Origin of the sequence: Geothrix limicola (genome assembly GCF_030268085.1) — a bacterium.
Taxonomy (GTDB): Bacteria; Acidobacteriota; Holophagae; order Holophagales; family Holophagaceae; genus Geothrix; species Geothrix limicola.
In genome coordinates this window covers 360,809-375,927 of record NZ_BSDE01000003.1, presented here as the reverse complement: position 1 = coordinate 375,927, position 15,119 = coordinate 360,809, and the positions used below count along the sequence as shown (strand labels likewise).

The 15,119-nt window shown below is 60.4% G+C and carries 11 protein-coding genes; 7 read left to right on the top strand and 4 right to left on the bottom strand.

What is annotated here, in order from left to right:
• Positions 1-585: 585 nt before the first annotated feature.
• From QSJ34_RS09585 to QSJ34_RS09555, 7 genes are all read left to right on the top strand, one after another.
• A complete protein-coding gene (locus QSJ34_RS09585; protein WP_285574395.1) occupies positions 586-873 on the top strand; it encodes a hypothetical protein in 288 nt (95 codons plus the stop codon).
• Positions 874-1,116: 243 nt separating this feature from the next.
• Positions 1,117-2,463, top strand: a complete 1,347-nt coding sequence (locus tag QSJ34_RS09580; RefSeq protein WP_285574394.1) for a GNAT family N-acetyltransferase — start codon at positions 1,117-1,119, stop codon at positions 2,461-2,463.
• A 456-nt stretch (positions 2,464-2,919) separates the two neighbouring features.
• Positions 2,920-3,804: an alpha/beta fold hydrolase gene (locus QSJ34_RS09575; RefSeq protein ID WP_285574393.1), complete on the top strand. Its 885-nt coding sequence runs from the start codon at positions 2,920-2,922 to the stop codon at positions 3,802-3,804.
• A 141-nt stretch (positions 3,805-3,945) separates the two neighbouring features.
• Entirely contained in the window at positions 3,946-7,092 is a 3,147-nt protein-coding gene (locus QSJ34_RS09570; RefSeq protein ID WP_420798841.1) for a chemotaxis protein CheB, read from the top strand.
• A 19-nt stretch (positions 7,093-7,111) separates the two neighbouring features.
• A complete protein-coding gene (locus QSJ34_RS09565; RefSeq protein WP_285574391.1) occupies positions 7,112-7,786 on the top strand; it encodes a PAS domain-containing protein in 675 nt (224 codons plus the stop codon).
• Between the two features lie 45 nt (positions 7,787-7,831).
• Positions 7,832-9,658: a hybrid sensor histidine kinase/response regulator gene (locus QSJ34_RS09560; protein ID WP_285574390.1), complete on the top strand. Its 1,827-nt coding sequence runs from the start codon at positions 7,832-7,834 to the stop codon at positions 9,656-9,658.
• A 235-nt stretch (positions 9,659-9,893) separates the two neighbouring features.
• Positions 9,894-10,325, top strand: coding sequence for a hypothetical protein (locus QSJ34_RS09555; RefSeq protein ID WP_285574389.1), 432 nt, complete (start codon positions 9,894-9,896; stop codon positions 10,323-10,325).
• 226 nt (positions 10,326-10,551) lie between these two features.
• Here QSJ34_RS09555 and dctA read toward each other — a convergent pair whose 3' ends face one another.
• From dctA to QSJ34_RS09535, 4 genes are all read right to left on the bottom strand, one after another.
• The gene (gene dctA, locus QSJ34_RS09550) at positions 10,552-11,865 is read right to left on the bottom strand and encodes a C4-dicarboxylate transporter DctA (protein ID WP_285574388.1); all 1,314 of its coding nucleotides are present in this window, start codon (positions 11,863-11,865) and stop codon (positions 10,552-10,554) included.
• 123 nt (positions 11,866-11,988) lie between these two features.
• A complete protein-coding gene (locus QSJ34_RS09545) occupies positions 11,989-12,705 on the bottom strand; it encodes a response regulator (RefSeq protein WP_285574386.1) in 717 nt (238 codons plus the stop codon).
• Positions 12,702-14,303: a DcuS/MalK family sensor histidine kinase gene (gene dcuS / locus QSJ34_RS09540; protein WP_285574384.1), complete on the bottom strand. Its 1,602-nt coding sequence runs from the start codon at positions 14,301-14,303 to the stop codon at positions 12,702-12,704. The genes QSJ34_RS09545 and dcuS overlap by 4 nt, the downstream gene beginning before the upstream one ends.
• Before the next feature lie 52 nt (positions 14,304-14,355).
• Positions 14,356-15,072, bottom strand: a complete 717-nt coding sequence (locus QSJ34_RS09535) for a TMEM175 family protein (protein WP_285574382.1) — start codon at positions 15,070-15,072, stop codon at positions 14,356-14,358.
• Positions 15,073-15,119 lie beyond the last annotated feature (47 nt).

Here is a 15,119-nt window from a genome sequence, read left to right as displayed (position 1 = left end):
GCGAGGAGTGAATCTCTGACCAGAATGCAGCGCCCGCATCCGCTGGTGCGTTACTTGCGTGCTTCGGACCAAGGAGCTTCACCATGCCCGACAGACGAAACCACTCGAAGATCCCAGCACCTCGAGGTCTATTTCAAAAGATTGAACGCAGGCGGCGGCTTTCGGATAGGCGGAAACATCAAGGCCTGGGCCGCCTGATCTACATGGATGTGAGAGATGTGTGGGGCTACCTCAATGCCAAATGGCATCGCTCAGGCTAGGTTGCTTCGCTTGGGAATCCCGCTGCTGCCCCTTCGCACAGGGTTATTCGCAGATATCAAATTGATGGATCGTTGTATCAGGCTGATGGATTGATTCGAGCTGAATCCTCAAGGTCTCTTTTGTAAATCATCAAATCGCTATCGGTAGGAGCGAGGCATAGAACCTGCATCAATTCATGGCAATTGTGGGTCTATCTGAAGAAAGGTCAGCGAAACGAGTCTCTGCTCATGTGTCTCTTCATCCGACGGGATGTCCGAGCCGTTCGAAATGAGTGATGGTCTCGAACATTCCCATTCGAGGCTGCGTTTGAATCGAGGAGAGCACATGTACGCCGTTGTTTCCAAGCACAGGCAGGAAATTGAGAAAATAGAAGTCCGGGACCGGTTCGATTTTGAAGATCGATGCTTGAGCCACCTGGTGCCGCCTCGTCCCTGCCGGGACTACCAGGAGCACCATCCTGGGCCAAAAGGTGTTCGGGTCGTTCTTCTCCCAGAGACGGGCGATTTCGAGGCGAGGGCCTATCTGGAATTCAAGAAGCACCTTCAGGACGAAACACACTATCAAGTCATGCAGGAAGGTCAGCCAACGGCATACACCGTGGTCATGGGCTAGTGATGCAAATTTTGAATTCCATACCAATGATCGAAAACTCGACATCAACGAAGATGTGTGGCGGTATGAATCATTCAAAAGTTAGGCCCGGCCGTGATGCTTCCTGGCAGCCCTGCCATGTTTTGTTTCAAATCCAAGCCGTCCTGCGGCTCGACCCTGCAGGGACAAAGAGCAAGAGTTTTTCGAAGCTTGGCAGGGTTCTGAGATTCGCCTTCGAACCCATGAATTCGCATGGGGCCTGCGATGGATAAATCGATCCAAGTATCCGAACAAGGTTTCGAGCTCCGTCGGCTTGCCGAGGAACTGGCGCTACGTCACACGCCGCCCCAATCGGTTGATCTCGAAAACCTGCTTCCTGACTGGGCCCTGGAAATGGTTCATGAACTCAGGGTGCATCAGATCGAGCTGGAGTTGCAGAACGAGGAACTGAGAAGCGCTCAAAAAGCCTTGGAGGAAACCCACGCGCGGTATTTCGATTTTTATCATTCGGCTCCAATCGGGTATTTCTCCCTGAGTGAATCCGGCGTGATTCGAGATGTGAACTTGTTTGCTGCTTCCAGATTGGGTGTTCCCCGAATGGCCCTCATGCAGCAGCCCTTCAACAAGTTCGTCTCCCGTGAAGACCAAGACGACTTCTACCTTCATCACAAGAACCTTTCAGGCCCCGGATCGTCGGAGCAATTGGACGTTCGACTGGTCCGGTCGGATGGTTCTGAATTCTGGGTCCACCTTGAGGCCGCCGTTGTTCAAAATGCCGATGGATCATCCTTCATTCAAATGAGCATGAGGGAACTTGAAACGAAGGCATCCCTCAATCACCAGACCCAGCTGCTGGAACCTGTCCCCTTTCAACCGACATGGATGCACGCGCTGTTTCCAGGTCTCAGTGCCCCACAAACGGTCCCGCCATCACCGCCCGTGCCGCCGAAGAAGGACAGGGTTGTGCCATCCATCGGAAGGCTCCATCGAATCAGCGAGATTCGAGATGCCAGGGTCAAGGACATTGCTGGTGTCGTCGCTGTGCACATGGCCAGCTTCCAGAACTTCTTCCTCACGTTTCTTGGTCGCCGGTTTTTGAGCCATCTTTACCTTGAGGTGACCCGCGAACCAGGCGCCGTGTTCTTGGTCGCCACCTCGCCAGAAAATGAGATTATTGGTTTCGCCGCCGGGGTACCCGACCTGGGCGCTTTCTATCAAAGGCTCGCCAGGAGGAAATGGCTCACGTTTGGACTCTCCTCCATGCGGGCGGCCATTTTGCAGCCCTCGATCATTCCGCGATTGTGGAGATCTCTGGGAGCATCTCGTTTGGCGGCCCACGCGTCGTACCCGGCGACCTTGATGTCTCTTGCCGTGATCCCAAACCAGAAGCGAACCGGTATCGGAAAGCGGCTCATCATGCGATACCTGTCGAGATTGAAGCGGGACGGCGTTTTGGGGGTTTGCCTCACCACGGATCGGGATGGCAATGCTCCCGTGCTCGCCTTCTATGAAAAGCTCGGATTCACGAGGACGCGAGAATATTGCACGAGGGAAGGTCGATGGATTTGTGAATTCTCCATCCATCCACAGGAGTGCTTGATCGATCCTTGATGGTCGGCCCGGTGCTTGCTCTTCCGCCAAAATCCTACGCCGCAGGCGATGGAGATCTGCTCTCGATTGGGTCTCATCAGGTCCCGATCCTCGATGAGCATGGGTGGGCCTTGCCCTCCGGACTGAAGGAGGCATCGTTCATCTTGATGGAAAGTACTCCTGCGCGCATCGATCGATATTTGTTTAAACGCAGCAGTTCAAGCCATTAGGTATTGGCCAGAATCCTGCATTAGAACCTATCACTGAGGGGGTCACCTGATGCATGCACGAGGAGAAGTGATCCATCGCATCAGCCTTGGGGTCACCATGCTCCCCGGAGGGTGGCTGGTGGCCTCCCAGCGTGAATGCAATCCGCCACCGTTCTTGGTCCGTTGTCATCCAGAAGCTGGATTGCGAGATGCGCGGTGAATCTCACTTCGATGCGATACCCCTGAATTGAAAGCGGAAGGAGGCCCCATGTTCATGAACGTCAACGGAAACCTGATGGCCTACACCGACGAAGGATCGGGCTTCCCGTTGCTCTTTCTTCACGGTTTTCCCCTGAATCGTGGTTCATGGTCCCCTCAAGTGGACGCATTCAAATCCAAACTCCGGGTGATCGCACCAGATCTTCGAGGGTTCGGTGAAAGTCATGCGACCGGTGGTCTCGTCTCCATGGCCTGCTTTGCTGAGGATGTCTGGGACCTGGTGCAGCAGCTCGGCATCGGCCCCCTCATTCTCGCGGGCCACGCCATGGGTGGATTCGTCGCGCTCACCTTCGCGAGAATGCACCCGAAATGGGTCCGCGGACTGATGCTGGTGGGGACCAAGGCCGGCCTTGATTCCAGCGAGATGATGAATGATCATCGGCAAACAGCCGAAACCATCCAGAGATCTGGGACCACCCTGGTGATGGAAGAGCTGGCGCCAAGGATGCTTTCCCCGGTCAACGCCAACGGCCCTTTGGCCACTTCAGTTCGCGCCCTCATGGCATCCGCAAGTCCCGAGGGCATGCGTGGCGCGCTGCTGGGAATGGCGGAGCGGCCTGATGCGCGCCCCTGGCTCGGCAAGATCCGTGTGCCTGCTCTCGTCATTGCAGGTTCGGATGATCGAGTCATCCCCCCCACGGAGTCGGCCGCGCTGGCGGACTCCATCCCTGATTCCCAGCTGAGGGTCATCCCCAATGCTGGACACCTGGTGGAACTCGAGCAACCCGAGACCTTCAATAAAGTCCTGAGTGATTGGCTTGCATGGGGCTGCGAAGGACCCGTGCACAAAGAGGGCCGGTTAACTCAGCCCATCCACCTGCTTTCTGAAGTCAGCAAACCGTTCAGGCAAGGCTGTGAAAGCGCATTGGTCTGATGGTCAAAGTCATACGGCTTGGGAGGTCCCGCTTCAAATAGGTTCGACGAACATCGAAATCAGTTAAGGCTAGGCACAAAAAACGATGGAAATGGCCCCGTTCAGACCATGCTCCATCAGGAGATATCCACCATGACCGAGATGAACGAAAAGAAAAGGGTATCCAGGCTGGTTCCGAGTTCATCGGTCAGGGCGACCATCTCCACGCCCAGTGACGAGACAAGTCCTTCGGCTGATCATGATGGGGGGACGAGCACGGTGCCTCAGAACACCTTTCCCATCGTCGGCATCGGCGCTTCCGCTGGCGGACTTGGGGCTTTTGAAGCCTTCTTTTCAGGCATGCCCACGGATGCCGACCCGGGCATGGCTTTCGTCCTCGTCCAGCATCTGGCTCCGGATCACAAGAGCCTCCTCACCGAACTCATTCAGCGTTCCACCCAGATGAAGGTGTACGAAGTCGAGGATGGCATGGTCGTCCAACCCAACTGCGCCTACATCATCCCCCCGGGTCGGGACATGGCCTTCATGAAGGGCACCCTGCAGTTGTTGGAACCGTCTGCGCCGCGCGGCCAGCGGCTGCCCATAGACTTCTTCTTCAGGTCCCTGGCTCAGGACCAGCACGACCTCGCCATCGGCATCGTGCTGTCTGGTACCGGCAGCGACGGCACCTTGGGCCTGAGGGCCATCAAGGCCGAAGGCGGGATGGCCATGGTCCAGAGCCCCGACTCCGCTGAATACGACGGCATGCCAACCAGTGCCATCGCCACGGGGCTCGTGGACTATGAATTGGCCCCTGCCAAGATGCCTGCCCAGCTCATGGCCTACGTGGCGCACGCCTTCAGCAAGCCCCCGCTTTCCAAAATCGCACCCACGCCCAAATCCGAAAATGCCCTGAAGAAACTCTTCATCCTGCTGCGAGCTCAGACCGGGCATGACTTCTCGAGCTACAAGCCGAGCACCATCCACCGTCGCATCGAGCGGCGCATGGCCGTGCATCAGATTGAAACGCTCGAGGAGTATGTTCAGTTCATGCAGCACACGCCTTCAGAGGCAGAGTCCCTTTTCCGGGATCTGCTGATCGGCGTGACTCATTTCTTCCGGGATAAGGAAGCCTTCAAGGCCCTTGAAGAGGTGGCCATTCCCAGGTTGTTCGACGGGAAGCCCGCGGGCTCGGTGATTCGCGTCTGGACTCCTGGCTGTTCCACCGGTGAAGAGGCCTACTCCATCGCGATCCTGTTGCAGGAAAGGATGGAAGCACTGAGGCAAAGTTACATCCTGCAGGTCTTCGCCACGGATCTGGACAGCCAGGCCATCGCCACCGCCCGCCTTGGGATCTACCCCGCCAGCATCGCCGCGGGCCTCTCGCCGGAGCGACTGGCGCGGTTCTTCACACCCGAATCCGATGAATCAGCCTACCGAATTCACAAAAGCATCCGGGATCTGCTGATCTTTTCCGAACAGGACGTGATCAAGGATCCGCCCTTCTCAAAAATCGACCTCATCAGCTGCCGCAACCTCCTGATCTACCTGGGCGCAGATCTGCAGCGGAAGCTCATTCCCCTCTTCCACTATGCGTTGAATCCGGAAGGCATCCTTTTCCTGGGAACCTCGGAGTCTGTGGGGGATTTCGGCGATCTGTTCTCCGCGCTGGATCGCAAATCGAAACTGTACCTTCGCAAACAGGATTCTCAGGGCACGCAGCGAACGACCATGACCCGCTTCATCCCGCCCATGGGCAAAGGCTCCATGGCTGCTCCGAGAGTCGCTGGAAAACTGGCCACTGGGATCAAACAACCCCTGCGGGAACTCACCGAACAGGCGCTGTTAAAGCAGGCTTCCCTCATCGGAGCCCTCGTCAATGGCAAAGGGGACATCCTCTACCTTCACGGACGTGCTGGGTTGTACCTGGAACCCATGTCCGGCGAGGCGGGCATCAACAATATTTTGAAGATGGCCCGTGATGGTTTGCGGCGTGAATTGACGACGGCCCTCCACAAAGCTGTATCCACGAAGGAAGCCATCCAGTGTCCGGGGCTGAGAGTCAAAGCCCACGGGCAATTCACCACGGTCAACCTGAAAATCTACCCCATGCCGATCAGCGCTCAGGCTTCCTTGGATACTCCGCTGTTCATGGTCATCCTGGAGGGGACTTCAAGCGCCGAATCCAAAGAGAATCGGCCGAAAGGTCGGCTTCCCAAGGAGGGCCAGGGGCTTCCTGATGCCGATTCCGCAGCACGCATCGCCGCTCTCACCCGGGAACTTCAGGCGAAGGATGAATTTCTGCAGATCACCAATGAGGAGCTGGAAACCTCCAACGAAGAGCTCAAATCCTCCAACGAGGAAATGCAATCGGTGAATGAAGAACTACAGTCCTCCAACGAGGAGTTGGAAACCTCCAAAGAGGAACTACAGTCCGTCAACGAGGAACTCTCCACGGTCAACGCTGAATTGCAGAACAAGGTGGCTGACCTTTCGAGAGCCAACAATGACATGAACAACCTGCTGGCTGGCACCGGCATCGGCACGGTGTTTGTTGATCACCGATTGAACATCCTGCGCTTCACCCCATCGGCCACACGGATGATCAACCTCATCCAGAGCGACGTGGGAAGGCCCGTGAACCACATCCTCTCCAATCTGGTCAGCTACGCCAACCTGGCTGCAGATACCCAAGCCGTGCTGGACACCCTGATCCCCAAGGAAATTGATGTGCTGACGACGGATGACAAGTGGTACACCATGCGCATCCAGGTTTATCGCACGCTGGAAAATGTCATCGAAGGGGCGGTCATCACCTTTGTGGACATCACGGAAATGAAGCGGGCCGAGGCTGCGCTTCGGGAGAGTGAAACGCTCTTCCGACAGTTGGTGGGATCCCTGCCTCAACTCACCTGGATGTGCCGAACCGATGGCCTCTACGATTATGTGAGCCCGCAATGGGAGGCCTTCACGGGCGTATCCGAGGCGCAACTGTCCGGCAGCCGGTGGTTGGATCAGGTCCACCCGGAGGACCGTGAGAGGTTGACGGAGGTTTTGGGTTCCTCGGTGGCGAAGGGCGAACCTTGCGAAGTGGCATTTCGGCTCCGCCACCACAGCGGGACATTCCGTCGATTCCTGACCCGGGCCATCGCCCTGCGCGACGCTTCGGGCCGCATCACGAAATGGCTGGGGCTGAGCACAGAGATCACTGATTCCGCCCAAGACGCAGCCGAGCCCTCGCGGAAAGAGGGTCCAACCTCAACCAAACGAATCGAGGGCAATGAAAGCGAGGCGGTGGCCAATGCTTAACAAGAATGATGGATCTGAGATGGCCGCCAAGTTGCGGTGGCGGGCGGAGGAACGTTGGCGGGCCGAGGAGGTTGCCCACCTTCATGCCGGGGCCTCACTCCCGGCTGCAAGAACCCTCTCGGTGGAGGAGTTCCAGAAAACCATTCATGAACTCCGGGTTCATCAAATCGAATTGGAAATGCAGAATGTCGAGCTTCGCCGCGTTCAAGCTGAACTCGATGTATCCCGTGCGCATTACTTCGACCTGTATGACTTGGCACCCGTGGGCTACTGCATCCTATCCATGGCGGGTCTGATCCTGGAGGTCAACCTCACCGCCGTTGCCCTGCTGGGTGAGGCTCGATCCACGCTCGTGAAGCAACCGCTCACACGGTTCATTCTGAAGGAAGATCAGGATATCTATTACCTGCATCGCAAGCGTCTGCACGAATCCAATTCACCCCAATCCTGCGAATTGCGCCTGGTCAAGAAGGATGGAACCACCCTCTGGGTGAGCCTTGCCTCCACTCCGCCGAATGCCTCAAGAAACCCCGACGACCTTCCCGTGAGCCGATTGGTGCTGAGCGATATCAGCGAACGCAAACGGGTGGAGCTCGAACTTGCTGACCTTCTGGCGAAGTCGCAACGCACCAAACCCCGGCGACGGGTTGGACCAAACACTGAACCAGTCAAAGGTCCCATCGACATGTCGTGAATTTGAAGGGAGCCTCCGATGCATTCGACCGAAGATGAGTTGGGGATGGCCAAAGACCTGCGCCTTCGAGCCGAAGCGTTGTTTCACGCGCACTGGACCGCCTCACCCGAGGATGTGGAGGCCATGACCGCGGATGACCGTCGGCAGCTCGTTCACGAGCTGCGAGTCCACCAGATCGAACTGGAGATGCAGAACGAGGAGCTGCGCCTGACCCAAGCCAAACTGGATGCGTCCCAAGCCCGCTATTTCGATTTATACAATCGGGCCCCCCTGGGCTACCTCACCATTGATGAAGGAGGGCTGATCCAGGAGGCCAACCTCACTGCGGCGACCATTCTTGGGGCGGATCGCGGCGCCATGGTCCAACAACCGATCACCAGGTTCATTCTGGATGAGGATCAGGATGAGTACTACCTCTACCGAAAGCAAATATTCGAAACCCGCGAGCCGCGGTCCTGTGAATTGAGGATGATGAGGCAAGACGGGACTTCCTTCTGGGCGCACCTGGAGGCCTGTGTCGTCACGGCGGATGACGGATGCACCCTTTCCCGCCTCGTGCTGAGCGACATCACCGAACGTCAGCGGTTGGAAAAGGAGCAGGAACATCTCCGGCTCCAGGTGCAGCGGTCGCGGAACATGGAGACCCTCGGTCGTTTGGCGGGAGGGGTGGCCCACGACATGAACAATGTGCTGGCCGCGATTCTTGGTTTGGCTTCGGCCAATCTGGAACTCCAACCCAAAGGCAGTACGGCCTACCTCGCGTTCGAGACCATCTGCAAGGCCGCCGTGCGCGGCGGCAACACGGTGAAGAGCCTATTGACCTTTGCCCATCAGCGTCCTGCCGAAGAGCAGGACATCGAGCTGAATGTGATCCTTCGAGAGGAGGTCCGACTCCTGGAACGGACCACGCTCTCCAAGATTCATCTGGAGATGGATCTGGACCCGGCCCTGGGGCTCATTCGGGGAGACGCCAGTGCATTGACCCATGCCTTCATGAATTTGTGTGTGAATGCCGTCGACGCGATGGCTCAGAATGGCACCCTTTCCCTGCGCACTCGGAACCTCGGCGAACATTGGGTCCAGGTCATCATCGAGGATACGGGATGCGGCATGTCCAAGGAGATCCAGGCCAAGGCCCTCGACCCCTTTTTCACGACCAAGGAGGTGGGCAAGGGAACCGGGCTGGGATTGTCCATGGTCTACAGTGCGGTCGAGGCCCACCGCGGGCACATGGCCATCGAAAGCGAGCTCGACCGCGGCACCCGCGTGGAAATGTCCTTCCCAAGGTGTGACGTTCAAGTCAAGCCGATGCAACCCCTGATCGAACCCTACCTGGGACAGCCCCAGCCGGTGTTGGATGTGGTTGTGGTGGATGACGACGAACTGATTCACAGCGCCATGAAGACGCTCCTCCAAGCGCTGGGTCACAGGGTGACCGTGGCTTCAAGTGGAGAGGAGGCCCTTGCGCAACTTGAATCGGGCGCGAACCCCGATGTGGTGATTCTGGACATGAACATGCCTGGTCTGGGTGGCCTCGGGACCCTTCCCCAACTGCATGCCATGCGCCCCAAAATGCCCGTGCTGATCTCCACCGGCCGTGTCGATCAGTCGACCCTGGATCTCATCGCTGCCCATCCCTACACCTCCTTGATACCCAAGCCCTTCAGCCTGGATCAGCTTCGCAAGCGCCTCGAACCCATGCTGTCCAAGGAGACATTCGGCGCCCTTCCATCACGATCCCGACGGACCAGTGCTGAGCGTCGACGCGCCGAATCCACCTTCCAGGTTGGCGCTCAGATCCACTCTGCCACCAAGGGCTACCTCGGCACGGAGCGGCGGAACGGTTTCAACACGGATCGCCGTAGGCTTTGATCCAGAGTCCGGTCTCGCAGGACCTGGCCGAGGCTTATCGGGATGGGTTCTTTGGATCAGACAGTTTTGATTGAGTGGACTCCACCAGTTTGATCGGAAGGTCGTGCACGGGGTTTCTCATTCCCAGTAACCATCTGATTCAAAGCTTGATGGATCGTGGTCTGGAATTTGCCTTGGTGGTATGTCGCCCTCCAGATTCCCTGGGCACCAGCAGCGACGCCAATGGAGATCAAACATGAGAATCTCTCACCTCACCTTGGTGACTGCGGCCTTGGCCCTTTCGCCCCTCACGGCCTTAAACCTTCCAGGCATTTTTCAGCACGCCGTCACCATGACTGTTTCCCCAGACATTCCGGCGGCCCAAGGCAAGGTCAAATTCAACAAGACGGATGATGGCAACGTCTCAATCAATCTGGAGGTGAAGTACCTGGCGGATCCTCAGAAGCTTCAACCCCCCGCAACGACCTATGTGGTTTGGGTCAGCGCAGACAAGGATTCACCGGCGCAGAACATCGGGGCCCTGAAGGTTGATAAGGATCGCGAGGGCACCCTCAAGTCGGTGACTCCCCTCCACGCCTTCCAGTTGTTCGTGACGGCCGAAGCCAATGGCCAAATCCAGACACCTGCAGGCACCAGGCTTCTCTGGACTGAGTACAACTCGAACTAGAGCCTGTTCTCAAAGCCGGGGCTCGTGAATGCGCACGCGATGGCAGTCCCTGCGCGGAAGCGGCGCATGGTCTCGTCATCACCCATTCGCAGGGCCCGGGTTTGCCGATGGCTTCAAACGTCCAGCCCGAAATTCCAGGAACAATTCCAGGAACAAGGGGAAACCTGTCCGGAAGAGCGAAAAAAGCGGGGGCCTGAGCCCCCGCCTCTTCCCCGCGCCGCCGCGTTCAGTCCATCTCGCCCGCCAGCGCCGGCACCTCGGCCACGGGAGCGGGTGCAGGCAGCTGCGTCCGCCCCAGCACCGCGTGGAAGCGATCCCAGTCCAGCTCCTTCTCCCAGCTGGCCATCACGACGGCCGCGATGCAGTTGCCGATGTGGTTGGTGATGGCGCGGGCCTCGGACATGAACTTGTCGATGCCGAGGATGAGGGCCATGCCGGCCACGGGGATGCCGGGTACCACCGCGAGGGTCGCGGCCAGGGTGATGAAACCCGAGCCTGTGACGCCGGCGGCGCCCTTGCTGGTGATCATCGCCACCACGAGGATGCCCAGCTGCTGGCCCAGGGTGAGCTCGATGCCCAGGGCCTGGGCGATGAAGAGCGAGGCCAGGGTCATGTAGATGTTCGTGCCGTCGAGGTTGAAGGAGTAGCCGGTGGGGATGACCAGCCCCACGATGGATTTAGAAAGGCCCAGGTTCTCCATCTTCTCCATGAGCGGGATCAGGGCCGATTCGGACGAGCTGGTGGCCATCACGAGCAGCAGCTCGCTCTTGATGTAGCCCACGACCTTGAGGATGTTGAAGCCCGCCAGCCGCGCGATGATGCCCAGCACGACGAAGATGAAGAGGGCGCAGGTAGCGTAGAAGAGGAAGATGAGCTGGGCCATGGGCAGCAGCGACTTCAGCCCGAACTTGCCGATGGTGTAGGCGATGGCCGCACCAGCACCGATGGGCGCGAGGTAGAGGATCTGGTGCATGACGCCGAAGAAGGCCTTGCTGAGGTTCTCCAGGAAGCCGATGAGGGGCGTCTTGTGCTTCTCGTTCAGGGCCGCTACGGCAAAGCCCAGCAGCACCGAGATCAGCAGCACCTGCAGGATGTCGCCATCCGTGAAGGCGCTGAACATGGTCTTGGGGATCATCTTCAGCAGGTGGTCCGTCACCGTCAGGTGCTGGGCCTGGGTCACGTAGCCGGCCACCAGCTTGGGATCGAGTTTGGATGGATCCGCGTGGAAGCTCCGCCCCGGCCCGAACAGGTTGGCCATGACGAGGCCGATCACCAGGGCCAGGGTGCTGACGATTTCGAAGTAGAGGATGGCCTTGCCGCCCACCCGGCCCGCCTTCTTGATGCTGCCGGAACCCGCGATGCCCAGCACCACGCTGCAGAGGATCACGGGCGGGATGAGCATCTTGATGAGGGCGATGAAACCGTCGGCCAGGGGCTGCATCTTCACGGCGACGCCGGGGAAGAAGTGGCCCACCAGCGCGCCCAGCACGATGGTGAACGCGACCCAGTTGTACAGCTTGGACGCGGCGCGCTTGAACATAGGACCTCCTGGTGATTTGCCCCAGTCTGGGGCGCCCGGAAGACGCATGTGCGTTCTGGAACTTGATTCAGGGATTTGGAACTTTTGTAAGCGGGGCCTGTAATTCAGGTCACAGGGAACCGGTCAGAGGAAACGTTGCGCCTGCGGCAGGTGGGCCCGCTGGAGCTGGAAGCGGTGGACGGGCCGCCCGCCGGTGCCATAGCCCGGCTCCATGCGCAACACCCTGAGGGTGCAGAGGAACTCCACGTACTTCCGCACGGACACCCGGGAGATGCCCACCTGCTGGCCGATGTCCTCGCTGGTGAACCCGGGGCCTTCCCCCGGCCAGGCCTCGATGGCCCGCAGCACCTTGTCCAGGGTGTTGCGATCGAGGCCCTTGGGCAGTCCTTCCAGTTTGGGGCCGTCGACGGGCTGGCGGGCCAGGCGCCGGTCCAGCTCGGTCTGATCGAGGGCCCGGCCGCCTCGGATCAAACGGCGCGTCTCGCCATAGCGATCCAGCGCCTGCTTGAGCCGCTCAAATTCGAAGGGCTTGATGAGGTAGTCCACGGCGCCCAGCTTCAGGGCCCGGTCGATGGTCCGCGTGTCCCGGGCGGCGGTCACGAAGATCACGTCCACGTCCAGGGCCTGCCGCCGGATCTCCTCCATGAGCTCGAGGCCGCTCTGGCCGGGCATGAAGATGTCCAGCAGCAGCAGGTCCACGGGGCGGTCCCGCAGCAGGTCCAGGGCCTCGGCGGCGCTCCGCACCGAGGCCACCATCTCGAAGCCCGCCACGCGGCTCAGGTAGACGCGATTGAGCTCGGCCACCATGGGATCGTCCTCGACCAGCAGCACGCGGATCATGGCTCCCCCCCCGGGAACAGGCGGAGTGAGGCCGTGAAGCGGGCCCCGCCGCCTTCCTGATTCTCCCCCACCAGGCGTCCCCCCCGGGTCTCGATGGTGCGAGCGGCCTGCCACAGCCCGAAGCCGCGGTTCTCGCCCTTGGTGGAAAAGCCCAGCGTGAAGGCCTTGTCCAGGAGCCCCTCGGGCAGGCCCGGGCCGCTGTCCGTGACGGACAGGTGCACGAAGGTTTCCTCGGGGCGGAGTGAGACCAGGATCTCCCGGCGGCTCCCCTCGCCGATGGCCTCGACGGCGTTCTCCAGCAGGTTGCCCAGCACGGTGACGAGGTCGTGGGAAGCTGCGTCCTCGGGACAGGGCGGCAGGAAGGCCTCCTCGTCGAGGCGCATGAGGATGTTCTGCTCCCGCGCCGTAGAGAAGCGCGCCAACAGGAAGCCGGCGACGACGGGATCCTTGATGCGCTGCACCACGAAACCCACTTCGTCATCCAGCCTTCCCGCCACGTCGGTGATGAAGGTCTTGAGCCGCCCGTACTCCTCCAGCTTCACCAGGCCGAGGATCACGTGCAGCTTGTTCATGAACTCGTGGGTCTGGGCGCGCAGGGCGTCGGCGTAGAAGCGGACGCCCGTGAGCTGCTCCGCCAGCCGGTTCACTTCGGTCTTGTCCCGGAAGGTGGCCACGGCCCCGGAGATGCGCCCATCGACGAGGACGGGCACCCGGTTCGTGAGGATCTTCAGGCCCAGGATGTCGCCCTCCTGGTCGTACTCCGCCTGGCCCGTCTCCACGACCGCGCGCAGCCTCGAGCTGGGCAGCACGTCTTCGACGTTGCGGCCCACCAGGGCGCCGTGGCTGCCCGCCAGGGCGAAGAGGCGCAGGGCCTCCTCGTTGACGACCGTGATCACCAGCTCCCGGTTCACGCCGATGATGCCTTCGCGCACCGAATGCAGCATGGCGTTGCGCTGCTGGAGCAGGGTCGAGATCTCCTGGGGCTCCATGCCCATGAGGATCCGCTTGATGCGGCCCGCCAGGTACATGGCGCCGAGGATCCCCGCCGCAAAGCCGATGAGGCCGCCCAGGGCGATGCGCTTGCGGATGCTCACCACCGCGCGGTCCACCCCGGACTGGAGGATGCCAACGGCCACGGCCCCCACCTGGCGATCCCCCACCCGGACCGGCGTGAAGGCCCGCAGGGAGACGCCCAGCGTGCCCTTGGCCACGGACAGGTAGGAGCGGCCTCGGTAGACATCGGCGTCGTCGCCTCCGGCGAAGCGGGCGCCGATCAGGGAGCGGTTGGGATGGGAGAGCCGCAGGCCCTGCATGTCCATCACGACCACGTAGTCCATGCCCGACTCGAGCCGCACCTGCTCCGCATAGTCCTGGACCTGGGCCGTCGGGCGACCGCCGCCGAGGCCCTCGCGCACCACCTCGGCCTCGGACACGAGGCGGGACAGCAGCATGGCCTTCTCGCCCAGGGCCTCCCGGGTCTGTTGTTCCATCCGCCAGTGCACCATGAGGCCCGTCACGAGCAGGACCAGGGCGAGAATCAGGCAGACCAGGAGGTTGATCCTGGCCCTGAGCTGGAAGACCGGGCGCGTCCTGGGCATGGTAAGCACCATCCTAGGGTGGAAGGCCCCTCATGGGCGAAGGAAGCGCGGCTCAGTCTGCCGCAAGCCCAGCTTCACCGGCCGCCAGAGCCCGACGCATGCGACTCCGGGTGAAGGCGCCGTTCGCCACCTGAGCGGGTGCAAGCAGGGCATAGGTCCAGCCGGCCAGCGACCCGGCGTCGGAGGTGAAACGGGCGAGCGAAATGGAAAGCAGGGCCACGGCTCCGTTGATGAGGAAGCGGCGCAGGCGCCCGGCCAGCTCCAGGCACTCGGAGGGGGAAAGCCCCAGCGCCCCGCGCTGCCGCCAGGCATGCAGGTGCATCAGGAAGAGCACGGCGTAGACCGTGAGGAAGCCGAGGCCGTAGACCACCATCAGTGTCTTGGTTTCCGCGACGCTGTTCAGGGCCCCGACGGATTGCTTCAGCAGCACGCCGTTCACCAGCAGGGTGAAGAGGAACTTCATGGGGTAGACGTAGAGCAGCACCACGAAGAGCAGGACCATGTTGAGCACAAGGGTGCGGAGGTCCGTCAGCGGATAGCGCTTGAAAAAACTGTGGTGATCGAACCAGATCAGCCCCAGGAAGGCGAAGCAGATGCCGAAGGCGGGGAAGCCCCAGAGCGTGCGGAAGAGCTCCTGCGCCGAGCGGGGCACTTCCAGAGACACCACCAGCAGGGTGACGGCGAAGGCGAACACCGCGTCGCTGAAGGCCTCCACGCGATGCAGGGCGAATCCCGGGCGGCGGCCCGCGGGACCAGACAGATCGGTCATGGGTTCCTCGTCATGGGAGTCGAAGGCCGGCTTTCGGGGATCTGGAT

Coding starts and splice junctions, on each gene's coding strand:
- QSJ34_RS09585 (WP_285574395.1), top strand. CDS start 586: ATGTACGCCGTTGTTTCCAAGCACAGGCAGGAAATTGAGAAAATAGAA.
- QSJ34_RS09545 (WP_285574386.1), bottom strand. CDS start 12,705: ATGATCCGCGTGCTGCTGGTCGAGGACGATCCCATGGTGGCCGAGCTC.
- QSJ34_RS09555 (WP_285574389.1), top strand. CDS start 9,894: ATGAGAATCTCTCACCTCACCTTGGTGACTGCGGCCTTGGCCCTTTCG.
- dcuS (WP_285574384.1), bottom strand. CDS start 14,303: ATGCCCAGGACGCGCCCGGTCTTCCAGCTCAGGGCCAGGATCAACCTC.
- QSJ34_RS09580 (WP_285574394.1), top strand. CDS start 1,117: ATGGATAAATCGATCCAAGTATCCGAACAAGGTTTCGAGCTCCGTCGG.
- QSJ34_RS09570 (WP_420798841.1), top strand. CDS start 3,946: ATGAACGAAAAGAAAAGGGTATCCAGGCTGGTTCCGAGTTCATCGGTC.
- QSJ34_RS09535 (WP_285574382.1), bottom strand. CDS start 15,072: ATGACCGATCTGTCTGGTCCCGCGGGCCGCCGCCCGGGATTCGCCCTG.
- QSJ34_RS09560 (WP_285574390.1), top strand. CDS start 7,832: ATGGCCAAAGACCTGCGCCTTCGAGCCGAAGCGTTGTTTCACGCGCAC.
- QSJ34_RS09575 (WP_285574393.1), top strand. CDS start 2,920: ATGTTCATGAACGTCAACGGAAACCTGATGGCCTACACCGACGAAGGA.
- dctA (WP_285574388.1), bottom strand. CDS start 11,865: ATGTTCAAGCGCGCCGCGTCCAAGCTGTACAACTGGGTCGCGTTCACC.
- QSJ34_RS09565 (WP_285574391.1), top strand. CDS start 7,112: ATGGCCGCCAAGTTGCGGTGGCGGGCGGAGGAACGTTGGCGGGCCGAG.